Here is a 23,867-nt window from a genome sequence, read left to right as displayed (position 1 = left end):
CCTCAAAACTCTGCCTGCAGGCCGACCATGAGTTCGCGGCCCGCCATCGACGTTCCGCAGCCGCCGTTCTGGTACGCCGGGTTGGCGATGCAGGGCGCACGGTCCAGCGCGATGAAGATGGGGTGGCGGTTCAGGTCGAACAGGTTGTTCACGGCCGCGAACAGCTTGACGCCCGGCGACACGCGGTAGTCGGCACGCAGGTTCCAGATGGTGAAGGCGCCCTTGCGGTGGATGAAGGTGCTGCGGGGCTCGCCCTGCGGGATGAGCAGCGCCTCTTCCGTGTCGTACCACATGGGACCGCGCAGCAGCGTGGACAGCTGCAGGCTCCAGTCGCCCTGCAGGCGCCCGCTGCCGCGCCCGTAGCGCACGCCGGCCGAGGCCTCGTAGCGGTACATGCGCTGCACCTTGTCGGTATTGGCCGACGCTGGCGATCCCTTGTCCCGCATGCTGAAGTGGTAGTAGCCGCCAGCCCAGGCCTTGAGCTGGTGGCCCGTCAGGTTCAGCGCCCGCGCCAGGTCCATGTCGGCCTGCATTTCCAGGCCGCGCGCCACGATGTCGGCCGCGTTGTTGGCGTAGTCCGAGGTATTGGTCGTGGCCCCGCGCGAGACGGTGATGATGCGGTCGCTGATGGTGTTCTGGAACAGGGCCGCATCCACGCGCCAGCCGGGCTGCTGCAGCGCGGCGCCGACCTCGATCTGGCGGCTGGTCTCGGGCTTGAGGTTGGGGTTGCCGAAGGTGCGGCCACCGCCGACGGCCGTGAAGTCCGAGGCCAGCTCCGTGGCCGTGGGCGCGCGGAAACCCGTGGAGGCCGCAGCGCGCAGCGTAAGCTGGTCCGTGGCCTTCCAGGTGGCGCCGGCCGACCAGGTGTGGTTGTCGTAGTCGCGAGTGCTGGCCTGGGCCAGGGCCAGGTTGGGCGTCTCGTCGAAGCGTGTCGTGCCCCAGGTCTTGCGCAGGCCGGCACGCAGGGTCAGGCGGTCGTCGAACAGGGTCTGCGCGTCCTCGAAGTACAGCGCGTGCACCTGCTCGGTCTGGTTGTTGTCGTAGGGCGCAACCTGGCCCGCCGGGCCGCCCGGCATGGCCACGCGCAGGCGGTCGGAGCGCAGCTTGCTGCGCTCCCAGTCAAAGCCCATCAGCAGGTCATTGGTCTGGCTGACACGCAGGCGCGGCTGAAAGCGCAGGCCCGTGGCGTCCAGCTGGCGGTGGTTGTAGTCGCGCGCCGTGCCGGGCACGGCGCTGTTGCCCGAGCGGATCACGGGCGATGCCCAGTTGAACTCATCGGTATCGACCAGGCTGTAGAGGTGGGTCGTCCAGCTCAGGCGCTGGCCGGGCAGTGCGCCTTCGTAGGTCAGGTCCAGCGAGCGGTTGCTGCGGTTGTCTCGGCTGTAGATGTTGGCGCCCGATCCGCGAAAGCCCGCGTTGTAGATGCCGTCCGTGCGCAGCTGCAGCTCCACGCGGTGCAGCTCGTGCAGCTGCCAGCCCAGGGCGCCGCTGGCGCCGCGCCGCTTCCAGCCCGTGTTCTCCATGCGCGTGCCGCCGTCGCCCGACTCGTAGTCGCCGCGCCCGCCTGCGCTCACGCCGAAGTACCAGTCGAAGCGGTCATTGGCGCCGGCCGTCTGCGCATCGGTGCGCCACAGGTCCCACGAGCCGGCCTGGACCTGGGCGCGCGTGCCGGGCGCCGTCGCTCCCGTCTTCATGATGATGTTGACCACCCCGCCCATGGCCTGGCTGCCGTAGATCACCGAGGACGGGCCGCGCACGATCTCGATGCGCTCCACATCCGAGGGGCTGAGCTTGGACAGGTTGGCCGTGCCCGCGCGCCGGCCGTTGACCAGCACCAGCACCTGGCTGCGGAAGTCGCGCCCCTGGCCGTCGGTGGAGGCGCCGCGCAGGTTCATCGAGGTCTGGGCCGCCGTCCATTCGCTGAGAAAGCCCACGGCGTTCTCGGCCAGCAGGTCGGTGACCGAGCGCGCGCTGGAGCGCTCTATGGCCTCGCGGTCGATGGTCTGCGTGGTGCCCGCGATGCGGCTGCGCGCCTCGGGCCGCGCCGTGGCGGTCACGAAGACGGCGTCCAGCGCATTGTCGGCGGATGCGCCGGCTTTGCCGGCCGCCGGTTCCTGTGCGGCGCCGGCCGCCGCGGCGCAGCAGGCCAGCACGGCCGCAGCGGTGGCCGGGCGCAGGAAGGGAGGAAGGGGAAAGGGGCCGGAACAATCGGCGGCCAAAGAAGCGAAGCGCATGCGTTGAATCCAACTGCCCCAGTCACCCGTGGGGCCTATCGTCTGAACCACGCCGCACGGCGCGCACGCCGGAGCCGGCCACGCCAGCGCAGGCTGGGGCCGGACCGGACAGGCGCACTCCCGCGGCGTCCGAAAGCAATGCAGAAGGCCGGTATCCGGGCTTGCGGAACGCTGCGGCGCGCATCGCGGGCGCGCTGCAGCAGGCATCCCCGCCTTCCCATGTCCGTCCAGACACAGTGGCTTGCGGCGCGCAACCGGTGGGTGGCGCGCCAGCGTGGGGAGTTGTATTCCGCTGACCGTTGCGGGGGCAGCGCAGGCATTGCGAGCGGCCACCTCGATGGCATCGCGCACCTGCTTCCCGTTGAACCCCTGGCCGGCAAGCGGCATGGGGCACCTTCAGCAACAGCGCACCGCCACGGCCCAGGGGCTGCGGCGGTGCGCCAGCGGCGGATTATCGCTGATGCGGTCTAGGCCCAGAAGCCCGGCACGCGGGCCAGCGCACGCAGCGCGCGGCGGCTGCTGCGCGCGCTGGTGGCCAGGCGGGCCTGCAGGTAGCCGGCGGCAAACCAGGCGCGCGGATCCGTGCCGGCCTGGTCACGAAAAAGCGCGGCCGCCACGGCCATGTCGTTGTGCAGGCCCAGCGCGTCCTGGGCGGGCACCAGCGCCTCGGCAAAGCGCCGGCCCTTTTTGCCGGGCCACATTCCGGGCGCGAATTCCCGCGCAAAGTCCGCCAGGTAGCGCAGACGCTTGAGCCGCTTGCGCACGCGGTGCTGCTGCGCCAGCGGCAGGCCGTCGAAGTGCCGGCCGTCGCGCAGCACCTGGCGGTGCAGGCGCGCCAGCCGCCGTGCCAGGTACTTGCGCGTGCCTGCGGCGGACAGGCTGACCAGGCCGGGCTGCCGCTTGCCTGCAGGCGCCTGCGCCAGCGCATGGATCTCGGCCAGCGTTTGCAGGAACTGCGGCTCGCGCACCGCAGCGGCCGCGTCCGCGTCGGCCTGCCCGGCATCCGGCACGGTCCATTCGCACAAGGGCGCATCGGCGTCCTGCAGCAGCGGCCACACCACGTCGGCCAGGGTGCCGGCATCGCGCAGCGTGCCCAGGCGCGCAAAGGCCAGGGCCAGCGGGGCATCCCATTCGGCGCGCATGCCGGGCGCCAGCCCTGCGCATTCGCGCAGCAGGGTGCGCAGGCGCCGCAGGGCCACGCGCAGCTGGTGGATGCGTTCGGCCTCGCTGCTGCCGGCGTCCACAGCATCCATATGCGACTGCACCTGGGCCAGTGCGGCAGCCAGCGCCGCACGCAAAAAGCCGGCCGCATCGGGCCGGTCGGGGAACTGCCTGGCAGGGGTGGTCATGGTCAGGAAAGGATGTGCGAGCGTTGCTGCGATTGTGGGCACCGCCCGGCCCCCGGGTCAATCGGCGCCATCCCCGCTCAGGCTGTGCAGCGCGGGCCGGGCAATGCGCACATAGTCGGCCGAGTCCAGCACGATGGAGCGGTCCAACCGGCCCGCATTGAAGGCGATCTCGGCAAAGCGCTCCACCAGTGCCGGGTCCACCACCAGGCGCACCTGCGGGTTGAAGGAGAACGGCGGCACCGATCCCATCACGCAGCCGGTGGCGGCCTGGGCCTCCTCGGGCGAGGCCAGCGTGGCCTTGCGCACGCCCACGGCCTGGGCCAGGCGCTTGAAGTCCAGCTTGCGGTCGCCGGGCAGCACGGCCAGGAACAGCTGGGGATCGCCCGCACCGGCCGCATCGCGGCTCTTGCAGAGCATGGCCTTGGCGCCCTGGCCGGGTGCCGTGCCCCGGATTTCGGCGACGAGGTCGGAGCGGCCCTCGGCAGGGTGCTCGATCACGCGAAAGCGCGCGTCCTGGGATTGCAGCAGGTGAACAAGGGTGTCGAACATGGCAGGGAGCACAAGAAACGGACAAGAAGGCAGGTCGCCTGGGTTTTGACATTTTGTCCAATTCAAAACAAAATGTCCAATATGACACAACGCACTCCCGAGCAGCGCCAACTGCTGGAACAGGTGGCCAAGATCGCCGAAGGCCTGGGCCAGACCCTTGCCCCGTTCTGCGAGGTGGTGGTGCATGACCTGCTCGACCCGTCCCATGCGGTGCTGGCCATCCACAACAATCTCTCGGGCCGCGAGGTCGGCCAGGGCGCGACCGAGCTGGGCCTGGCCCGCATCCAGGACCCCGGCTACGAGCAGGTCATCGCCAACTACCCCAACCAGTTCGCCGATGGCCGCCAGGCCAAGAGCACGTCCATCGGCATCCGCGACTCCGAGGGCCGCTACATCGCCGCCCTGTGCATGAATGTGGACCTGACGATGTTCCAGGGCTTCCAGAGCATGCTCAACCGCTTTGCCGCCGTCAGCGGCGACACGCCGGCCCGCGAAATGCTGGCGCCCATGGGCGCCGGGGCCGGTGCCGACGCGGTGCGCGCCCGCATCGACCAGTTCGCGGCGCGCCTGGCGACCACGCCGCGCGCCCTCAAGCCCGAGGAGCGGCGCGCCCTGGTCCGTGAACTCAAGGGCGACGGCCTGCTGGACCTTCGCCGCTCCATGGAGACCATTGCCGCCCACCTGGGCGTGTCGCGCGCCACGGTCTACAGCTACGCCAAGTAGGTCCCGGCACCCCGCCGATCTGCAACCCCTTCTCTCCCGTGTACCGATGACAAGCCTTCCCACCTACGACGACGTGGCCGCAGCGGCCCAACGCATCCAGGGCCATGCCCACCGCACGCCCGTGCTCACCTCGCGCACGCTGGACGAGGCGCTGGGCGCCCGCGTCTTCCTCAAGTGCGAGAACCTGCAGCGCATGGGCGCCTTCAAGTTCCGCGGCGCCTTCAACGCCCTGTCTCGCTTCAGCGCCGCGCAGCGCAAGGCCGGCGTGGTGGCGTTTTCCTCGGGCAACCACGCCCAGGCCATTGCACTGGCTGCCAGGCTGCTGGAGATTCCCGCCACCATCGTCATGCCGCATGACGCGCCCGCCGCCAAGGTGGCGGCCACCAAGGGCTATGGCGGCCAGGTGGTGGTCTACGACCGCTATACCGAAGACCGCGAGCAGATCGGCCGCGACCTGGCCGAGCGCCACGGCCTGACCCTGATCCCGCCCTACGACCATGCCGACGTGCTGGCCGGCCAGGGCACGGCCGCCAAGGAACTGTTGGAGGAAACCGGCCCGCTGGACGCCCTCTTCGTGCCGCTGGGCGGCGGCGGCCTGCTGTCGGGCAGCGCCCTGTCCACGCGTGCGCTCAGCCCCGAGTGCGCGCTCTACGGCGTGGAGCCCGAGGCCGGCAACGACGGCCAGCAGTCGCTGCGCGCAGGCCGCATCGTCCACATAGACACCCCAAAGACCATTGCCGACGGCGCCCAGACCCAGCACCTGGGCGGCATCACCTTCCCCATCATCCAGCGCGACGTGACCGACATCCTCACCGCCAGCGATGCCGAGCTGGTCGATGCCATGGGCTTCCTGGCCACGCGCATGAAGCTCGTGGTCGAGCCCACCGGGTGCCTGGGCCTGGCCGCCGCGCGCCAGAAAGGCGAGGAGCTGCGCGGCCGGCGCGTGGGCATCATCCTGAGCGGCGGCAACGTGGACATGCAGCGCTTTTGCAGCCTGCTGGGCACCTGATCCTGATCCTGGCCCTGATCGAAGGCCGCCCTCACCCGCGCGGGCTGAAAGTGCGCGGAAACACCACGGGCGCGCTGCGGTCGGCCAGGCGGTAGCCCATGGCGGGGCGGCGTGACGTGCCCTCCACCTGGCCGGCCTCCACCAGAAAGCCGGCCGCCATCATGCGCGTGCGAAAACCGCTCTTGTCCACGGGGCGGCCCAGCACCACTTCGTAGGCCTGCTGCAGCTGCGGCAGCGTGAAGGGCTCGGGCAGCAGAAAGGCCGGCAGCGAGGTGTATTCCACCTTGCCCCGCAACCGCTCCACCGCTGCGCGCAGGATCTCGCCGTGGTCGAAGGCCAGCGCAGGCGCGCGCAGCAGTTCATCGACGGCAAACCACGACACATCGGCCGCATTCGCTCCCTTGGCCAGGATCAGGTCGTGCCCCGGGATCAGCGCGAAATACACATGCGTGGCCGACCAGCCACGCGGGTCGCGCGCCGCGCCGCCCCAGCTTCCCAGCTGCTCCAGGTAGGGGCTGTCCACACCCGTCTTGTCCAGCAGCTTGCGCCGCGCGCAGGCCAGCAGGTCCGCGTCCTGGCGCACATCCACAAAGCCGCCGGGCAGCGCCCACAGCCCCGGGAAGGGCTCGCTGCCCGCCGTGGGGCGCTGCACCAGCAGCACCTGCAGGGCATCGTCGGCCACCGTGAAGATGACCACGTCCACCGTGGTGAACGGGCGCGGGAAGTCCAGCGCGCCCTGCGGGGATGGGGAATTTTTTTCAGCCATGGGATGGATTGTGCTTGACGTGCCGGATTTTAAGTTGCACTATGCAACCCATACGAGTTGTACAGAACAACTTAAAAGGAGAAGCACCATGTTCGGCATCCGTTTCATCAAGTCCCAACCCACGGTCCACCTCATGCAGTTCCGCGCCGGCAAGGTGGTGCGCGAGGGTGCGGGCCAGTCCTTCTTCTACTACGCCCCCACCACCACCCTGGTCGCGGTGCCCGTGGGCAGCCAGGACTGCCACTTCATGCTGGAGCTGGTGACGGCCGACTTCCAGAGCGTCACCGTGCAGGGCCAGGTCACCTACCGCATCAGCACACCGCGCCAGACCGCCACGCTGATGGACTTCTCCCTGGCGCGCGACGGCCAGAAATACCTGTCCGAAGACCCGCAGCGCCTGGGCGACCGCGTGACCATGCAGGCCGAGGTCATCATCCAGCAGGCCGTGCAGGCGCTGGAGCTCAAGCAGGCGCTGCGCTCCTCGGCACTCATTGCGCGCACGGCCCAGCAGGAGCTGGCCGCCCAGCCCGAAATCGAGGCGCTGGGGCTGGAGATCCTGGGTGTCTCGGTCATGGCCGTCAAACCCACGCCCGACATCGCCCGCGCTCTTGAGGCCGAGGCGCGCGAGTCCAACCTCAAGGCCGCCGACGACGCCGTGTATGCCCGCCGCATGGCTGCCGTGGAAAACGAGCGCGCCATCCGCCAGAACGAGCTCGATACCGATGTGGCCGTGGAAAAGAAGAAGCGCCAGATCCGCGAGGCCCAGCTGGAAGCCAAGGCCGCCCAGATGCGCAAGGAAAACGAGCTGCGCGCCGAACAGATGTCCGCCGACGTGGCGCTGGAGGCCAGCCGCCGCGACTTCGTCGAAGGCCAGGCCGCCAACAGCCGCACCCTGGCCGAGGCCGAGGCCTACCGCGTGGGCGCCGTCATGCAGGCCCTGGAAAAGGCCGATCCGCGCATCGTGCAATCGCTGGCCGCCGTGGGCATGCAGCCGGGCCAGCTCATCGCCCAGGCCTTTGGCGGCATTGCCGAGAAGGCCGAGCGCATCGGCCAGCTCAACGTCTCGCCCGAGCTGCTGCAGTCGCTCATGGGCGCCGGTGCAGGCCATGCAGCTGCCGTGGCCGATCCCGAACCCGCAAGGAGCCGCCGTGAACGCCAATGAACGCAAAACCGTGCTGGTGGTGCGGCGCACGCGGCTCGATGAGCTGGTGGCCAAGTACCACACGCTGTCCCAGGCGCGCTTCTACATCGAGCACCTGGGTGCCGACTTCGGCGACTACCTGCGCGAAAGCGCCGCCTACGCCGCCGCCCTGCAGGCCGTGGTGCAGGCGCTGGAGGCGCGCGGCCGCTACCAGATCGTGGACCGCGCCCTGGTGCCCAACTTCGTCTTCGGCGCCGACGACATCGTGGTGGCGCTGGGCCAGGACGGCATGGTGGCCAACACCATGAAATACCTGGACGGCCAGCCGCTCATCGGCGTCAACCCCGAGCCCGCGCGCTGGGACGGCCTGCTGCTGCCCTTCGCCCCCGCCGACCTGGCCGCCCTGCTGGGCGACGTGGCCGCCAACCGCCGCCCCACGCGCGCCGTCACCCTGGCCGAAGCACGCCTGAGCGACGGCCAGGTGCTGCGCGCCGCCAACGACCTGTTCATCGGCCCGCGCAGCCATACCTCGGCCCTGTACGACATCGCGCTGGGCGAGCGGCAGGAGTCCCAGTCGTCCTCCGGCCTCATCGTCGCCACGGGGCTGGGCTCGTCGGCCTGGATCAAGAGCATCGTCACGGGATCGATGGGCATTGCCCGCGCCGTGCGCGGCGCATCCACCGACTTCGACTACCAGCCCTTCGCCTGGGATGCGCCACGCCTGGACTTCGCCGTGCGCGAGCCCTTTCCCAGCCGCTCTTCCACGGCCGAGCTGGTCTACGGCCAGGTCACCGCCGGCCAGCCGCTGACCCTGCGCTCGCGCATGCCCGACCATGGCGTCATCTTCTCGGACGGCATGGAGGCCGACTACCTGCAGTTCACGGCGGGCATGCAGGCCACCATCGGCCTGTCGGACCGGCAGGGCTGCCTGGTGGTGTGAAGCCCGAAGCACGGACAATCATCGACACAACAAGAAAATCCATGGAAATGGACCGTATGAACAACAAGAACACACTGACATCGACCAGCAAATTCATGAGCCTGGTCCTGCGCCACAACCCCGGCCGCGCCGGGCTCGCACTGGACGCCCAGGGCTGGGTCTCCATAGACGCATTGCTGCGCGGCGCCCAGGCGGCCGGCCGCAACATCTCGCCCGCACTGCTGATGGAGGTGGTGCAAAGCTGCCCCAAGCAGCGCTTTGCCATCAGCGCCGATGGCCTGCGCATCCGCGCCAGCCAGGGGCATTCCGTGCAGATCGACCTGGGCCTGCAGGCCAGCGTGCCGCCGCAGCGCCTCTACCATGGCACGGCCACGCGCTTTCTGGACTCCATCCTGGGCACCGGCCTGGACCGGCGCAACCGCCACCACGTGCACCTGACCGACAACCTCGCCACGGCCCGCTCCGTGGGCCAGCGCTATGGCCGGTTGGTGCTGCTGGAGATCGATGCGGCGCGCATGCATGCCGATGCCTGCCTGTTCTACCGCTCGGACAACGGCGTCTGGCTCACGGACAGCGTGGCACCGCACTACCTGCGCGTGCTGGCCGAAGAGGAACACGATGAAACCCATCATTGCCCTTGACGCCGATGGCGTGCTGCTGGACTACAACCGCGCCTATGCCGGTGCCTGGGAGCGCGCGTTCGGCCAGCGCCCCGCCGAGGCCGACCCCCATGCCTACTGGGCCATGGACCGCTGGGCCGTGCAGGCGCTGGACGGCGAGCGCCTGCAACAGTTCAGGGCCTGCATGGACGATGCCTTCTGGCGCAGCATTCCCGCGCTGGGCAATGCCTTGCAGGCCTGCCACGACCTGCAGGGCGCCGGCTACGAACTGGTCTGCGTGACGGCCCTGGCGGCGCGCTTCGAACAGGCCCGCCTGGGCAACCTGCGCGACCTCGGCTTTCCCATCGACCGCGTGATCGCCACGGGCCGGACCACCGGCCTGCGCAGCCCCAAGGCAGACGCCCTGCAGCGGCTCGGCCCGGTCGCTTTCGTGGACGACTATCTGCCCTACCTCCGGGACATTGGCCCGGGCATTCACGCGGCCCTGGTGTGCCGCGGCCCGAACGGCACGCCCAACACCGGGCCGGACCTGGTCCACGCTCACTCGCAGCACGCAGACCTGATGGCCTTCAGCCAGTGGTGGCTGCAGCAAGCTCCATCGCATTCCTGAAACGGCACACACGGCAACGAGACAGCCCATGACTACGACAGACCACATCGCCTCCCTGCAAGACCTCCAGCACGCCATGGCCCAGGGTCTCACCCCGCGCTTCCTGCCGTTCTGGGGCCATCAGCCTGCGGCCGATGGCTCCATCGGCAAGACCTGCATGAGCCAGTGGTTCGAGGCGGGCTTCGAGGTCGATGGGCAGCACTACCCCACGGCCGAGCATTTCATGATGGCGGGCAAGGCACGGCTGTTTGGCGACGAGGCGGCGCACGCGGCCATCGTGCGCTGCCGCACGCCGGGCGAGGCCAAGAAGCTGGGGCGTGGCATCCAGGGCTTCGATGAAGCGGCCTGGGTGGCCGCGCGCATGGGCATCGTGGTGCGCGCCAACGAGGCCAAGTTCTCCCAGAACCCGGCCCTGGCCCGCTATCTGCTGAACACGGGCGACCGGGTTCTGGTGGAGGCCAGCCCCGTGGACGCCATCTGGGGCATTGGCCTGGCCGCCGACGATGTGCGCGCCACCGACCCCGCGCGCTGGCAGGGCCTGAACCTGCTGGGCTTTGCCCTCATGCAGGTGCGCGCGCGGCTGCGCAGCATTGCTCCCTGACCAACCATGAGCAAGAGCACGGCCATGGACACGCTGGACCGATACCGTGGTGCCCTGCTGGGCCTGGCCTGCGGCGACGCCGTGGGAACGACGCTGGAATTCCAGCCGCGCGGCAGCTTTGCGCCGCTGACCGACATGGTCGGCGGCGGCCCCTTCTCGCTGCCCGCAGGCAAGTGGACCGACGACACCTCCATGGCCCTGTGCCTGGCCGAAAGCCTGCTCCAGCGCGGCGGCTGCGACCCGCACGACCAGATGACGCGCTATGCCAACTGGTACGAATGGGGGTACTGGAGTTCCACCGGCAACTGCTTTGACATCGGCATGGCCACCAGGGCGGCCATCCAGCGCTTCCTGGCCACCGGCGATCCGCTGGCCGGATCGCCCGACCCGGACCAGGCCGGCAACGGCTCCCTGATGCGGCTGGCGCCCGTGCCCATGTTCTTCGGCCCCGACGAGGACCTGGTGCAGCGCATGGCTGAACTCAGCTCACGCACCACCCACGCCGCACCTGAATGCCTGCAGGCCTGCCGCCTGTTCGCCGTGGCGCTGTGCCGGGCGCTGCAGGGACTGCCCCGGTCGCAGGTTCTGGACCTGGGCGGCGTTCTGCAAGACGGCGCCAGCCCGCGCCTGCGGGAGATTGCCCGTGGCGACTATCGCGACAAGCCGGCCGCACAGATTCGCGGCAGCGGCTACGTGGTGGACAGCCTGGAGGCGGCCCTGTGGTGCTTTGCGAGGCATGACAGCTTTGCAGGCGCAGTGCTGCAGGCCGCCAACCTGGGCGATGACGCCGACACCACGGCAGCCATCACGGGCCAGTTGGCCGGAGCCTTCCACGGCGCCAGCGGCATTGCGGGCCGCTGGCTGGAACGCCTGCACCTGGCCCCTGAGATCACAGCCCTGGCCGATGCGCTCTGGCAAGCCGCCAGAGGTGCCAGGGACGCTTCTCCGACCGCACCTCTCAGCACCTGAGCGGCCTGGTGCGCTCACGACAGTCGCCGGGGCCGCGAGCGGACTGAACCAGGCTTGTCTGCGCGACAACCCACACGCCCGAGCTGCGTGACACGCGGGCCTTGCTCTTTACGAATGGCGTGCATGGGTGGCTTTTGACTGAGCCACGCTCCATTTTCAGAACAATCTGATTGCATCAACTCATATCTTCGGCGTAGAGTGTGAAATACCTAAGAGGCCACACATCGAATGATTCGATGCTTTCATTTCCACCCCCTCCTTAGTCACTCAAAAGTTCGATAAAACTATTGCGTGATATTTTCGAGAATCATACTTCAACAATGGACCGAATCAGTATCATGCATTTTTCTTTCATTCCCTCATTTCCTTCGCAAGTACGCCGGCTTGCATTGATCGCTCTTCCATTCCTCATTGCCTTTTCAGCGGCAACGATGAACACCAATGCCTTTGCCGGCGGCGTATTCTCCCCCACCAGCTCCAACATTTCACTGCCCGAGGAAATAACAGTACCCGGAAATTACGCCAACGGATCGACGCTATGGAAGTCTACGGTAACCGTATTTAATCTGCGAGCAGTGCTGAACACGGCATTCGAGTACGATGTTGAAAAAGCCGTTGTAGCTGCCAATGTTCAATCCGGAAGCAAGACGCCCGGATACAATAATGTCTACAGCACCAATATTCCCGGCATTGGAATCCGCTGGTGGGCCACATGGCGCGGCCCCGGCGCTCCCAGTGGCAGAACCATGCCCATTACCACCGAATCAGAAAATAATTCGGGCGCGCTGGGTTATTTCTGGAATGCTTCATCCCGCCAGGATGTCTGGATCGAGCTGGTGAAAACCGGCAACGTTTCCGCTGGCACGCTAACGGGCTCCGGGATGAACGTCGAGATGCGATTCCAGTGCCCCGGCTGCACCGCAGGATACGTCAACCTGTCCGGCCGTACCAGGGTGGTGGTCGGTCCCTCCTGCTCGGTGGCCGCCTCGGCCATCTCCGTACCCATGGGCGCTGTGCCCATCCTGCGATTCACGGGCCTCCAATCCACCTCCATCCCCCAGCACTTCGACATCACGCTGGAATGCAAGGGCGGCGCGCCCGCAAGCGTTCTGCACCCCCACGTCACGCTCACCGATGCCAACGACACCAGCAATCGGAGCACCGTCCTGACCTTGAGCCAGGCCACGTCAGGCGGCAAACCGGTTGCCACCGGAATAGGCATACAGATACTGAAGGATGGCACCGCACTCGCATACGGCCCCGACTCCAACGTGCCTGGCAACACCAACCAATGGAGTGCGGGAACCATCGTTCAGGGCGTTGCCCAGTTCAAGATCCCGCTGACTGCCAAATACGTGCAGACCGCTGCGGCAGTCACGACGGGGCAGGCCAACGGCAGGGCCACCTTCACGCTGAACTACCAGTGAGCAGCGTCCCCGCCCTCAGGGCTTCTTGTCCAGCTGCATTTCCCAGGACTTGAGCTGCTTGGCGCGGGCGCGGGCGAAGTCGCTCCAGCAGTTGGTGCGCGCATCGTCCTTGGCAAAGCTGGCCGAGTTGAACTCGGAAAGAAACTCGCAGGCACTGCGCGCGTACTGCACCCAGTTTCTCTGCGCCACTTCCAGCTCTTCCGAAGCCTGGGGCATGCGCGCCTTGAGCTTGAGCGACAGCGAGACGTAGGCGGCATTGACCAGGGCCACGTTCTGCTCGTGCAGGCAGGCGCGCACCTCGGACATGTTGGTGGAGCTTTCCTCGCAATTGCCAGAACTCGTGGGATTGGCGGCCCGGGCCACGGGGCTGCCACACAACAGGGCAGCGCAGGCGAGAGGGGCGAGTAGGGACGCTAGGGCTTGGTGCATGGAAGAGGGCTCGCTGGGAGGTGCCGGTGGGCGCAGCACCCCGGCCGTCGCGATTACACCATCGACCCGCCCTGCCTCGGGCCCACATTTCCCTGGTGATCACCCTGATGCAGCGACGCAAAGCGCATAAACATGCTCCCAAAGCTTTGTTGCCGTGGGTCAAGGGCGGCCAGAAGATGCAGGCGTACGCATCTTTCGTTCGTCCCGACCGCCCCGCTCCCGCCATGCACACAAGCCCCACCCTGCGCCGCCAGCCCCGCGCCACCCTTTCCGCATCCCTGACCTTCATCGCCGCCGCGCTGGCCCTGGCCTGCACCCAGGCCCGGGCCGATGCCACGCTGGACAAGATCAAGCAGCGCGGCAAGGTCACCATTGGCGTGCTGGTCAATGGCGGGCCCTTCGGCTCCATCGACCCGTCCACCCAGCAGCTGGTGGGCTGGAACCCCGAGCTGGCACGCGCCCTGGCCAAGGGCCTGGGCGTGGAGGCCGAGCTGGTCCAGGTGCAGACCGCCACGCGCGTGCAGTTTCTGCAGGCCGGCAAGGTGGATCTGCTGATCGCCTCCATGGAGCTGAACCCCGACCGTGCCGAGACCCTGGGCTACGCGCCCACACCCTTCTACCGCGTGGGCGGCACTGCCGCCGTGCGCAAGGGCAGCGGCATCGCCAAGTGGGAAGACCTGCGCGGCAAGCCCGTGTGCGTGTCCCAGGGCAGCAGCTTTGCCAAGCCGCTGGCCAGCGAGTACGGCGCCCAGGTGCATGGCTACAAGAGCTCGTCGGACTCGCTGCTGGCGCTCAAGGGCGGCAACTGCGTGGCCGCCGTGCATGACAGCACGCTGATCTACCCGCTGCTGCGCAGCAACCCCGAATGGGCGCAGTACTCGGCCCCCATCGCCGGCGAGGTGCTGCCCGCGCCTTCCGTGGTCTGGACCCGCAAGGGCGAGGCCGACACCATCGCCGCCGTGGACAAGGTGGTGCAGGACTGGCACCGCACGGGCTGGCTGATCGCCGCCGAAAAGCGCGTGGGCATCGAGCCGGCCAACCCGCTGCTGCCCGAGCTGCAGGCCAAGTTCAAGTCCGCCAGCTGACCGCCGACCGCCACGGCGGTCCACCGCTACTTTTTTTCCGACCACCCAGGCCCAGGCCCCGCAAGACGGGGCCGGGCCTTCCGTTCCCTGATGGATTCACGCATGCCCCGCCTTCTTCCCCCCCTTGCCGCTGCCCTGGCCCTGCTGCTGGGCGCCGGTGCCGCCCACGCCGATGCCACGCTGGACAAGATCAAGCAACGCGGCAAGCTGTCCGTGGGCATTGATGGCGCCAGCCCGCCGTTCGGCGTGCTGGACCCCGCCACCGGCAAGACCGGCGGCTACCAGACCGAGCTGGCCGCCGACATCGCGCGCCGCCTGGGCGTGCCGCTGGAGACGGTTCCCGTGACGGCCTCCACGCGCGTGCAGTTCCTGCAAAGCGGCAAGGTGGACCTGTTGATCGCCAACATCCAGTGGACGCAGGAGCGCAGCGAGATCCTCTCGTTCGCGCCCACGCCCTATGACCTGATCGGCGGCGGCGCCCTGGTGGCCAAGGCCAGCGGCATCAAGCGCTGGGAAGACCTGCGCGGCAAGGTGGCCTGCGTGTCGCAGGGCAGCAACTTCGCCAAGCCCCTGGCCGAGAGCTATGGCGCCGTGGTCAAGGGCCTGCGGGGCATTCCCGAGTCGCTGCTGGCGCTCAAGGGCGGCACCTGCGCGGCTTCGGTCCATATCCAGCCCGCGCTCTATGAAAAGCTCACCGGCCCGAATGCGACCGAGTGGAAGGACTTCGAGCTGGGCACGCAGGACCAGTTGATTCCCTCGCCCACCGTGGTGTGGACGCGCCGCGGCGAGGCCGACACCCAGGCCTTCGTGGACAAGGCCATACAGGACTGGCACCGCACGGGCTTTCTGCTCAAGGTGGCCCGCGCCAGCGGCGTGCCCGACACCTGGATCGCCGAGCGCCACGAACGCGCGCTGAAGGGCCAGTTCGACCGCGCGCCCTACGACTTCGCGGTGTATGCGGCAGCGCAGGCACAAGTGCAGGCGACGCAGGCAACCCAGCCCGCCGCCAAGGGAGCCAAGCCATGAAGCCGACCCGCACCGCACTGGCGGCCCTGCTCGCCCTCACGGCCCTGGCAGCCCATGCCGACGCCACGCTGGACCGCATCAAGCAGCGCGGCAAGATCGTGGTGGGGGTGATGCTTTCGGGGCCGCCGTTCGGCACCATCGACCCCGTCACGCAAAGGCACGTGGGCTACAACGTGCAGCTGTCCGAAGGCGTGGCCAAGGGCCTGGGCGTGGGGGTGGAGACCGTGCAGGTCCAGCCGTCCAACCGCGTGCAGTTCCTGCAGCAGGGCAAGGTGGACATCCTGATCGCCAACATGCAGTGGACGCAGGAGCGCAGCGAGATCCTGTCCTTCGTGCCCACGCCGTTCGAGGAAGTCGGCGGCGCCGCCATCGCCAAGAAGGGCAGCGGCGTGCGCCAGTGGGACGACCTGCGCGGCAAGCCCGTGTGCGTGTCGCAGGGCAGCAATTTCACCAAGCCGCTGGCCGATCAATACGGCGCCCAGATCAAGGCCTTCCGGGGCCAGCCCGAGTCGCTGCTGGCCCTCAAGGGCGGCAACTGCGCGGCCGCCGTGCATGTCAGCCCCACACTGCGCGAACTCGTGGCCAGCAATGCGGACTGGAAGGACTACGAGATCGTCTCGCCCGCGGACATCATTCCCTCGCCCTCGGTGATCTGGCTGCGCAAGGGCGAGTCCGACACGCAGGCGGCCATCGACCGCATCGTGCAGGACTGGCACCGCACGGGCTGGCTGATCGAGGTGGAGCAGCGCAACGGCATGACGCCCACGCCGCTGCTGCACCAGCTGCACGACAAGTTCAGGAAGGCGCCCGCATGAGCACCCACACCAGCACCAACACCAGCACCAGCGGCCACATCACCGGCCCCGCCGACCTGGTCACCGCGCTGCGCCACGCCCTGGGCGATGCCCATGTGCTCACGGGTGCCGATGCGGCCGGCTACCTGACCGACCAGCATGGCCGCCTCACGGGCCAGGCCCTGGCCGTGGCACGGCCCGCCGACACGGCCCAGGTGGCGCAGCTGGTGCGCCTGTGCCGCGCCCACCGCACGCCCATCGTGGCCCAGGGCGGCAACACCGGGCTGATGGGCGGCGCCACGCCCGACGCCTCGGGCCACGCCGTGCTGCTGTCGCTGGCGCGCCTGAACCGCGTGCGCGCCATCGACACCGACAACGACACCCTGACCGTGGAAGCCGGCGCCGTGCTGGCCCATGTGCAGCAGGCAGCGCGCGATGCGGACCGGCTGTTTCCCCTCAGCCTGGGCTCCGAGGGCAGCTGCACCATTGGCGGCAACCTGTCCACCAACGCGGGCGGCACCCAGGTGCTGCGCTACGGCAACGCGCGCGAGCTGGTGCTGGGCCTGGAAGTGGTGACGGCCGAGGGCGACATCTGGAACGGCCTGCGCGGGCTGCGCAAGGACAACACCGGCTATGCGCTGCGCGACCTGTACGTGGGCAGCGAAGGCACGCTGGGCATCATCACGGCGGCCACGCTGCGCCTGCATCCGCTGCCCCGCGCCCAGCACACGGCCCTGCTGGCCTTTGGCTGCATACGCGATGCGGTGGCCTTCCTCAGCCAGGCGCGGGCGGGCTTCGGCGCCGGCCTGACGGCGTTCGAGCTGATGTCGGACACGGCCCTGGGCCTGATAGCCCGCCATGTGCCCGAGCAGCCGATACCGCTGGCGCTCAAGGCGCCCTGGTTTGCGCTGATCGAGCTGTCCGACAGCGAGGGCGAGGACCATGCGCGCCAGCGCTTCGAGTGCGTGGTGGGCCAGGCCTTCGAGGACGGCCTGGTCACCGATGCCGCCATTGCCGAGAGCCTGCAGCAAAGCCAGGCCCTGTGGCGGCTGCGCGACCAGGCCCTGGGCGAGGCCCAGCGGCGCGACGGCCGCAACATCAAGCACGACGTGTCGGTGCCCATCTCGCGCATCCCCGACTTTCTTGCGGCCACGGCCGCGCTGCTGCAGGCGCGCTTTGGCGCCGTGCGGCCCGTGGCCTTCGGGCACCTGGGCGACGGCAACCTGCACTACAACGTGTCGCACGCGCCGGACAGCACGCCCGCGCAACTGTTTGCCCAGGAAGACGCCATCCACGAGGTGGTGCACGACAGCGTGCACGCCCACGGCGGCTCCATCAGCGCCGAGCACGGCGTGGGCCAGACCAAGCGCGACCTGCTGCCCCGCTACAAGAGCGCCGTGGAGCTGCAGCTCATGCGGCGTCTCAAGCAGGCCTTCGACCCGCTGGGCCTGCTCAATCCCGGCAAGGTGCTGCAGCCCCTGCCGGACGATTTGCCGCACGACTTGCCGCAGGTTTCTCCAACGCCAGCCGCCGCATTCCAGGAAGGCCCCACGCCATGACCACGCCCTTTCCCCTTTCGCAGCGCGTGCAGCGCGTCAGGCTCTCGCCCAATGCCGCGGCCAGCGCGCGGGCCACGGCCCTGGCCCGCCAGGGCCGCGACATCATTGCGCTGACCACGGGCGAGCCCGACTTCGACACGCCCGAGCCCATCAAGCAGGCCGCCATCGCGGCCCTGGCCCGTGGCGAAACCAAGTACACGCCCACGCCCGGCACGGCCGCGCTGCGCCAGGCCATCAGCGCCAAGTACCGGCGCGAGAACGGGCTGGACTTCGACGCCGGGCAGATCATCGTCAGCAACGGCGGCAAGCAGGTGATCTACAACGCGCTGGCGGCCACGCTGGACGCGGGCGACGAGGTCATCGTGCCCGCGCCGTACTGGCCTTCGTTTCCCGACATCGTGCGCGTGAACGACGGCACGCCGGTCATCGTGGACTGCGGCATTGAGCAGGGCTTCAAGCTCACGCCGGCCGCGCTGCAGGCTGCCATCACGCCGCGCACGCGCTGGCTGGTGCTGAACACGCCGGGCAACCCCTCGGGCGCCGTCTACAGCCGCGAGGAACTGGCCGCCCTGGCCCAGGTGCTGCGCCAGCACCCGCAGGTTCTGGTGCTGCTGGACGAGCTGTACGAGCACATCTGGTTCACGCCCCAGGCCCCCGCGCACTGGCTGGCCGTGGCCCCCGACCTGCGCGAGCGCACGCTGCTGGTCAACGGCGTCTCCAAGACCTATGCCATGACCGGCTGGCGCATCGGCTGGGGCGCAGGCCCGGCCGCGCTGGTGCAGGCCATGGTGGTGATCCAGTCGCAGGCCTCGTCAGGCCCCAATTCCGTGGCCCAGGCCGCAGCCACGGCGGCGCTGCAGTCGCCCGACCAGAGCTTTGTGCAGCAGGCCCGCAACGCCTATGCGCGGCGCGCGCAACGGGTCACCCAGGCGCTGGACCAGGTGCCGGGCCTGGCCCTGCTGCCGCCGGGCGGATCGTTCTTTGCCTTTGTGCACTGCGGCGCGCTGATAGGCCACCTGCGCCCGGACGGCCAGCCCATCGCCAGCGACACCGACCTGACCGAATGGCTGCTGGAGTCCGAAGGCGTGGCCGCCGTGGATGGCGGGGCCTACGGCCTGTCGCCGTACTTCCGCATCTCCACCGCCGCCAGCGACGAGGTGCTGGCCGAGGCCACGGCCCGCATCGCACGCGCCGTGGCCGCGCTGAAAGACCCCGCTGCGCAAGCGCAAGCGCATGCACAGCCGGCCGCCCTGGAGGCCGTGCCATGAACGACAGCCTGCTTGCCCAGGGCGTGCAAGCGCTCAAGGGCCTGGGCCTGAACTACGCCTTCGTGCTGGACGTGGCCGAGCGCCAGGCCTTTGTGCGCGGCATGTTCGTGACCGTGCAGCTGGCCCTGCTGACCATTGCCGGCAGCCTGGCGGCCGGCGTGGCGCTGGCGGCGGCCCTGACCTCAGGCCGCGCCTGGCTGGCACGGCCTGCGCGCGCCTTTGTGGAGGTCACGCGCAACACGCCCACGCTGGTGCAGCTGTACTGCGCCTTCCTGGTGCTCAACATGCTGATCACCCAGCAACTGCGCGACTGGGGCGCGGGCAACAACCCGCTCACGCCCTTTGTCTGGGTGGTGATCGTGGTCTCGCTGCACAAGGGCGTGTTCCATGCCGAGGCGCTGCGCGCCGGCATCGAGGCCGTGCCCGCCACCACGCTGGAGGCCGCGCGCTCGCTGGGCTTTTCGCAGCGCCAGCTGCTGGTGCGCGTGCAGCTGCCGCTGGCCGTGCGCTTTGCCCTGCCCTCGCTGACCAACAACCTGGTGGACCTGGTGAAGATGACGGCCGTGGCCTCGGCCATTGCCGTGGGCGACGTGACCTACGAGTCCATCATGATCTGGTCGCAGCGCGACAACGTGCTGGAGCTGCTGCTGCTCATCCTGCTGTGGTTCGGCCTGCTGACCTGGCTGGTCAGCCTGGCGGGCCGGTGGCTGGAACAACACCTGAGGATGCCCGGCTATGGCCAATGAAGCCACCCTGAACCCCGGCGCCGGGCCCCGTCCGCTGCCCGCCGCCCTGCTGCGCGCGGCGCGCAGCCCCTGGCTGATCGCAGGCACCGCACTGCTGGCCCTGTGCGCCTGCTGGGCCGCCACGGACAGCGCCCCGCCCGCCTTCGTGCACCTGTGGAAATGGCTGCCTGCGCTGCTGCGCGGCCTCCTGGTCAACATCGAGATCAGCGTGCTGGCCGTGGCCATCGGCACCGTGGCCGGCCTGGTTCTGGGCGCCCTGTCGCTGTCGCCCACGCCGGCCGTGCGCACGGGCGTGCGCTGGTATGTGCAGCTGTTTCGCAATGCGCCCATCCTGGTGCTCATCTACTTCACCACCTATGTGTTCCCGTTCGAGCTGAAGCTGGTGGGCTGGACCTTTCCGTTCCCCGACTGGGTCAAGGTGGTGCTGGGCCTGGCCCTGCCCACCAGCGCCAACGTGGCCGAGATCTTCCGGGGCGCCATCCAGTCCATTCCCAGCGCGCAGTGGGAGGCGGCCCAGTCGCTGGCCTTTCGCCGCAGCGAGATCTTCCGCCTCATCGTGCTGCCGCAGTGCGTGCGCCGCATGCTGCCGCCGTGGATGAACCTCTACGCCAGCATCACCATGAGCACCTCGCTGGCCTCGCTGGTGGGCGTGCACGACGTGGTGGACACCGCCCAGATCGCCAGCAACACCGTGGCACGCACGGACTTCACCATCCTTGTGTATTTCACGCTGCTCGCGCTGTTTTTCGCCTATTGCTATCCGATTGCCCGCGCCACCCGCGCCCTGGAGCGACGCCATGAACGCCACTGACTCCTTTCTCTCCCAACTCGCCACGGCCGATGCCCCCGCAGGCACGGCGCCCGCACTGGTCCACCTGCAGGATGTGCACCTGTCCTTTGGCGACAACCAGGTGCTCAAGGGCATCGACGTGCAGGTGCGGCGCGGCGAGGCGGTGACCATCATCGGGCCCTCGGGCTCGGGCAAGTCCACCATCCTGCGCTGCATCACCGGCCTGCTGCGACCCCAGCGCGGCGCCATCTCGGTGGCGGGCACGCGCGTGGACCAGCTGCGCACCGAGGCCGAGCTGATCGCCCTGCGCAAGCGCGTGGGCTTCGTCTTCCAGCAGTACAACCTGTTCCCCCATCTGTCGGTGCTGGAGAACCTGGTCATCGCCCCCACGCGCGTGGTCGGCCGCGACCGCGCCACGGCCGAGCGCGAGGCCCGCGCCCTGCTGCAGAAGGTGCGCCTGGACCACAAGGAATCCGCCTACCCCGGCGAGCTGTCCGGCGGCCAGCAGCAGCGCGTGGCCATTGCGCGCGCCCTGGCCATGCGGCCCGAGCTGATTTTGTTCGACGAAGTGACCTCGGCCCTGGACCCCGAGACCGTGGGCGAGGTGCTGACCGTGATCCGCGACCTGGTCAGGGACGGCATGACCTGCGTGCTGGTCACGCACGAAATGCGCTTTGCCGAAGAGGTCAGCGACCAGGTCTATTTCACCGAGGCCGGCCGCATCGTCGAGCACGGCCCGGCCGCCCAGATCTTCGGCAGCCCGCGCAGCGAGCGCACGCGCGAATTCCTGCAACGCGCCCTGGGCGATGGTGCACGGCCCAGGCCTGCGCCAGCCGCCCCGGCCACACCGGCCACAGCGCCGCTGCCCTTCAACAGCCTGCGCTTTGCCCTTTGACCCCCCACCTCCAGGAGCACATCCCCATGACCGCAGAAACAACGACTGAAACCCCGGCCGGCACAGGCGCAGATACAGGCACCCATACAGACGCCGCCGCCCGGCGCCGCCAGGCCGTGGACGCCGCCCTGGCCGACGTGCGCCAGCTGCTGCAGGCCGGCGCGCCCGACCGCAGCACCCTGTCGGCCATCACCGCACGCCTGGAGCAGTTGGCCGCGCACAAGGCCTTGTTCAGCCGCGCGGACTTCCCCCCGCCCGCTCAGACCGAAGGCGTGGGCGCCTCCACGCGCTACCGCCTCAACCCGGCCGATGGCGATGCGGGCCTGGCCCTGTACCTGAACTCCATCAACCCCGGCAAGACCACGGCCCCGCACAACCACACGACCTGGGCCGTGATCGTTGCCGTCGAAGGCCAGGAGCTCAACCGCCTCTACGAGCGCACGGACGACCGCAGCGACCCCGCACGCGCCAGCATCCACCTGGCGCGCGAATTCACCGTGCAGCCGGGCGCCTCCATCGCCTTCCTGCCCGATGACATCCACAGCATTGCCGTCGTGGGCGAGCAGCCCACGCTGCACTTCCATCTCTACGGCCAACCGCTGGAAACCCTGAGCGGCCGCGTGGCCATCGACCCCGACACCGGCGAAGTCAAGAACTACAACGCCGCCTACTTCCGTCCCAGCGAGGCCGTGGCATGAGCATCCCTCAAGACAAGCACCGGCCCCTGGGCCCGTCGACCCGCCTGCTGCACGCAGGCACGCCGCCGCTGCAGGGCGGCTCCGGCCCCGTCAACGTGCCCGTGGTGCGCACCAGCACCGTGCGCTTTGCCGACAGCGCCGCCTACGCCGACCTGCACCACCGCCGCGAGGCCGGCGAGCGCGTGGCCTCCTACGGCCGCCACGGCCTGGACACGCACCGCGCGCTGGAAGACGCCGTGGTCGCGCTGGAGGGCGGGCACCGCGCCTTTCTCACGCCCTCGGGCCTGTCCGCCATCGCCCTGGTGCTCATCGCCCTGCTCTCGCCCGGCGACCATGCCCTGGTGGCCGACAGCGTCTACTCTCCCGTGCGCCGCGTGGATGCCACCTTGCTGCAGCGCCTGGGCATCACGCTGGAGTACTTCTCGCCCTCGCGCGACGATCTGGCCGGCAAGATCCGCCCCAACACCCGCCTGGTCTACCTGGAATCGCCCAGCTCCCTGCTCTACGAAGTGCTGGACCTGCCCGCCCTGGCCGCCGTGGCACGCCAGCACGGCATTGCCGTGGCTACCGACAACACCTGGAGCGGCGGCTGGTTCTACCAGCCCCTGGAGCACGGCGCCAACCTCTCCATCCAGGCCGCGACCAAGTACATCGCCGGCCACTCCGACGTGATGCAGGGCATCGTCATCACCGACGGCCCCGCGCTGTCGAAGAAGATATCCACCGCCTACGAGGCCCTGGGCCTGACCATAGGCGCCGACGACGCCTACCTGGCCCTGCGCGGCCTTCGCACCCTGCCCGTGCGCCTGGCCCAGCACCAGCGCCACGCCACCGAAATCGCCCAGTGGCTGGAGCAGCAGCACCAGGTCGGCCGCGTCTTCTACCCGGCCCTGCCGTCCGATCCCGGCCATGTGCTGTGGAAGCGGGACTTCAGCGGGGCCAGCGGGCTGGTGTCATTCGCGTTTGCCGAAGGGGTGGACGCCGGTGCCGGCGCCGTGTTCGTTGACTCGTTGCGGCAGTTTGCGCAGGGGGCTTCCTGGGGCGGGTACGAGAGCCTGGCGCTGGTGGCGCAGCCTGAGCGGTTGCGGGAGCACAGTGTGTGGACGGGGACTGCGCCTGTGGTGCGGTTGCATGTGGGGCTGGAGGATCCTTTGGATCTGATTGCGGATCTGGAGAGGGGGTTTGGGGGGGTGGTGGAGCGGTTCAGGCTGGCTGCCTGAGCTTCCTTTTTGACTCTGTCGCGCCTCTGGCGACAGAGGCCGGGTCTCGGCCCGGCAGCCGACTGCCCTTTCTTGATTCGCCAAGAAAGGTCAGATCAAAGAAGGCGACCCGGATGTCCGCGACCCCTTCGCTTCGCTGCGGGGCAACCTGCGTCGTGGCGGTTGCGGGGTTCGCCGTGAAACTCTCTTCGCGCTGCGCGCTACGTTCAAACATCACGGCGAGTCAGATGACGAAGCAGTCCTGTCCTTCGGCAGGACTGCAACCCCGCAACCACCACGCCGCAGGCGCTGACATACGGGGAGTTTGCCCGGGCCTTCGCTTCGCTCGGCCCCTGGTTTGAAACCGAACGCAGTGATGGCGCCGGCTGTTGGCTGTTGGCTGTTGGCTGTTGGCTGTTGGCTGTTGGCTGTTGGCTGTT

General features: G+C 69.0%; 24 protein-coding genes and 1 riboswitch. Of the genes, 19 read left to right on the top strand and 5 right to left on the bottom strand.

Going from position 1 to position 23,867, the window contains the following annotated elements; translation table 11 throughout:
* Nucleotides 1-2 precede the first annotated feature (2 nt).
* The 3 genes from AC5I49_RS12495 to AC5I49_RS12485 all read right to left on the bottom strand — a co-directional run bounded on the left by AC5I49_RS12495 (nt 3) and on the right by AC5I49_RS12485 (nt 4,132).
* Entirely contained in the window at nt 3-2,234 is a 2,232-nt protein-coding gene (locus AC5I49_RS12495) for a TonB-dependent receptor (RefSeq protein WP_495789445.1), read from the bottom strand.
* A gap of 129 nt (nt 2,235-2,363) precedes the next feature.
* Nucleotides 2,364-2,647, bottom strand: a riboswitch (cobalamin riboswitch).
* A 54-nt stretch (nt 2,648-2,701) separates the two neighbouring features.
* Nucleotides 2,702-3,583 (bottom strand): CHAD domain-containing protein, encoded by an 882-nt coding sequence (locus AC5I49_RS12490; protein WP_495789444.1) that lies wholly within the window; start codon nt 3,581-3,583, stop codon nt 2,702-2,704.
* A gap of 57 nt (nt 3,584-3,640) precedes the next feature.
* Nucleotides 3,641-4,132, bottom strand: a complete 492-nt coding sequence (locus AC5I49_RS12485; protein WP_016448791.1) for a YbaK/prolyl-tRNA synthetase associated domain-containing protein — start codon at nt 4,130-4,132, stop codon at nt 3,641-3,643.
* A gap of 81 nt (nt 4,133-4,213) precedes the next feature.
* Between AC5I49_RS12485 and AC5I49_RS12480 the strand changes: the two genes are divergently transcribed.
* Both AC5I49_RS12480 and AC5I49_RS12475 read left to right on the top strand, forming a co-directional pair.
* Nucleotides 4,214-4,855 carry a helix-turn-helix transcriptional regulator gene (locus tag AC5I49_RS12480; protein WP_046985177.1) on the top strand — a complete coding sequence of 214 codons (642 nt, stop codon included), beginning with the start codon at nt 4,214-4,216 and terminating at the stop codon, nt 4,853-4,855.
* 46 nt (nt 4,856-4,901) lie between these two features.
* Nucleotides 4,902-5,864, top strand: a complete 963-nt coding sequence (locus AC5I49_RS12475; protein WP_495789443.1) for a threo-3-hydroxy-L-aspartate ammonia-lyase — start codon at nt 4,902-4,904, stop codon at nt 5,862-5,864.
* 31 nt (nt 5,865-5,895) lie between these two features.
* Here AC5I49_RS12475 and AC5I49_RS12470 read toward each other — a convergent pair whose 3' ends face one another.
* Nucleotides 5,896-6,630, bottom strand: a complete 735-nt coding sequence (locus tag AC5I49_RS12470; RefSeq protein WP_016448794.1) for an NUDIX hydrolase — start codon at nt 6,628-6,630, stop codon at nt 5,896-5,898.
* Nucleotides 6,631-6,718: 88 nt separating this feature from the next.
* Here AC5I49_RS12470 and AC5I49_RS12465 point away from each other — a divergent pair, with 88 nt between their 5' ends.
* From AC5I49_RS12465 to AC5I49_RS12435, 7 genes are all read left to right on the top strand, one after another.
* Nucleotides 6,719-7,792 carry an SPFH domain-containing protein gene (locus AC5I49_RS12465; RefSeq protein ID WP_047219602.1) on the top strand — a complete coding sequence of 358 codons (1,074 nt, stop codon included), beginning with the start codon at nt 6,719-6,721 and terminating at the stop codon, nt 7,790-7,792.
* Nucleotides 7,779-8,711, top strand: coding sequence for a diacylglycerol kinase catalytic domain-containing protein (locus AC5I49_RS12460; RefSeq protein WP_353179191.1), 933 nt, complete (start codon nt 7,779-7,781; stop codon nt 8,709-8,711). The genes AC5I49_RS12465 and AC5I49_RS12460 overlap by 14 nt, the downstream gene beginning before the upstream one ends.
* Before the next feature lie 56 nt (nt 8,712-8,767).
* Complete coding sequence (locus tag AC5I49_RS12455) at nt 8,768-9,352, top strand: RNA 2'-phosphotransferase (RefSeq protein WP_099735042.1); 585 nt, start codon at nt 8,768-8,770, stop codon at nt 9,350-9,352.
* Complete coding sequence (locus AC5I49_RS12450) at nt 9,330-9,941, top strand: HAD family hydrolase (protein ID WP_017406967.1); 612 nt, start codon at nt 9,330-9,332, stop codon at nt 9,939-9,941. The genes AC5I49_RS12455 and AC5I49_RS12450 overlap by 23 nt, the downstream gene beginning before the upstream one ends.
* 28 nt (nt 9,942-9,969) lie before the next feature.
* Nucleotides 9,970-10,542: a riboflavin biosynthesis intermediates N-glycosidase gene (gene ybiA, locus AC5I49_RS12445; protein WP_310041775.1), complete on the top strand. Its 573-nt coding sequence runs from the start codon at nt 9,970-9,972 to the stop codon at nt 10,540-10,542.
* 6 nt (nt 10,543-10,548) lie between these two features.
* The gene (locus AC5I49_RS12440) at nt 10,549-11,511 is read left to right on the top strand and encodes an ADP-ribosylglycohydrolase family protein (RefSeq protein WP_310041777.1); all 963 of its coding nucleotides are present in this window, start codon (nt 10,549-10,551) and stop codon (nt 11,509-11,511) included.
* 338 nt (nt 11,512-11,849) lie between these two features.
* On the top strand, nt 11,850-12,938 hold the full coding sequence (locus tag AC5I49_RS12435) for a fimbrial protein (RefSeq protein ID WP_392414361.1): 1,089 nt from the start codon (nt 11,850-11,852) through the stop codon (nt 12,936-12,938).
* A gap of 15 nt (nt 12,939-12,953) precedes the next feature.
* Here AC5I49_RS12435 and AC5I49_RS12430 read toward each other — a convergent pair whose 3' ends face one another.
* On the bottom strand, nt 12,954-13,367 hold the full coding sequence (locus AC5I49_RS12430) for a lysozyme inhibitor LprI family protein (protein ID WP_495789442.1): 414 nt from the start codon (nt 13,365-13,367) through the stop codon (nt 12,954-12,956).
* A 224-nt stretch (nt 13,368-13,591) separates the two neighbouring features.
* On the opposite strand from AC5I49_RS12430, the gene AC5I49_RS12425 reads away from it, so the two are divergent.
* The 10 genes from AC5I49_RS12425 to metC all read left to right on the top strand — a co-directional run bounded on the left by AC5I49_RS12425 (nt 13,592) and on the right by metC (nt 23,448).
* Complete coding sequence (locus AC5I49_RS12425; protein WP_495789441.1) at nt 13,592-14,452, top strand: transporter substrate-binding domain-containing protein; 861 nt, start codon at nt 13,592-13,594, stop codon at nt 14,450-14,452.
* Nucleotides 14,453-14,554: 102 nt separating this feature from the next.
* Nucleotides 14,555-15,478: a transporter substrate-binding domain-containing protein gene (locus tag AC5I49_RS12420; protein WP_279494220.1), complete on the top strand. Its 924-nt coding sequence runs from the start codon at nt 14,555-14,557 to the stop codon at nt 15,476-15,478.
* The gene (locus tag AC5I49_RS12415) at nt 15,475-16,293 is read left to right on the top strand and encodes a transporter substrate-binding domain-containing protein (RefSeq protein ID WP_016448804.1); all 819 of its coding nucleotides are present in this window, start codon (nt 15,475-15,477) and stop codon (nt 16,291-16,293) included. The genes AC5I49_RS12420 and AC5I49_RS12415 overlap by 4 nt, the downstream gene beginning before the upstream one ends.
* Nucleotides 16,290-17,831 (top strand): FAD-binding oxidoreductase, encoded by a 1,542-nt coding sequence (locus tag AC5I49_RS12410; protein ID WP_495789440.1) that lies wholly within the window; start codon nt 16,290-16,292, stop codon nt 17,829-17,831. The genes AC5I49_RS12415 and AC5I49_RS12410 overlap by 4 nt, the downstream gene beginning before the upstream one ends.
* A complete protein-coding gene (locus tag AC5I49_RS12405) occupies nt 17,828-19,099 on the top strand; it encodes an aminotransferase class I/II-fold pyridoxal phosphate-dependent enzyme (RefSeq protein WP_017406975.1) in 1,272 nt (423 codons plus the stop codon). Before AC5I49_RS12410 ends, AC5I49_RS12405 begins: the two co-directional genes overlap by 4 nt.
* Nucleotides 19,096-19,845 carry an amino acid ABC transporter permease gene (locus AC5I49_RS12400; protein WP_013800583.1) on the top strand — a complete coding sequence of 250 codons (750 nt, stop codon included), beginning with the start codon at nt 19,096-19,098 and terminating at the stop codon, nt 19,843-19,845. Before AC5I49_RS12405 ends, AC5I49_RS12400 begins: the two co-directional genes overlap by 4 nt.
* Nucleotides 19,835-20,656, top strand: coding sequence for an amino acid ABC transporter permease (locus AC5I49_RS12395; protein ID WP_495789439.1), 822 nt, complete (start codon nt 19,835-19,837; stop codon nt 20,654-20,656). The genes AC5I49_RS12400 and AC5I49_RS12395 overlap by 11 nt, the downstream gene beginning before the upstream one ends.
* Nucleotides 20,643-21,530, top strand: coding sequence for an amino acid ABC transporter ATP-binding protein (locus tag AC5I49_RS12390; RefSeq protein ID WP_126311010.1), 888 nt, complete (start codon nt 20,643-20,645; stop codon nt 21,528-21,530). The genes AC5I49_RS12395 and AC5I49_RS12390 overlap by 14 nt, the downstream gene beginning before the upstream one ends.
* A gap of 26 nt (nt 21,531-21,556) precedes the next feature.
* Complete coding sequence (locus tag AC5I49_RS12385) at nt 21,557-22,228, top strand: cysteine dioxygenase family protein (protein ID WP_065347971.1); 672 nt, start codon at nt 21,557-21,559, stop codon at nt 22,226-22,228.
* A complete protein-coding gene (metC, locus tag AC5I49_RS12380) occupies nt 22,225-23,448 on the top strand; it encodes a cystathionine beta-lyase (protein WP_495789438.1) in 1,224 nt (407 codons plus the stop codon). Before AC5I49_RS12385 ends, metC begins: the two co-directional genes overlap by 4 nt.
* Nucleotides 23,449-23,867 lie beyond the last annotated feature (419 nt).

This window comes from Delftia sp., from assembly GCF_059499305.1.
Note: the sequence above shows the minus strand (reverse complement) of the source record. Positions and strands in the feature narration are given on the sequence as shown.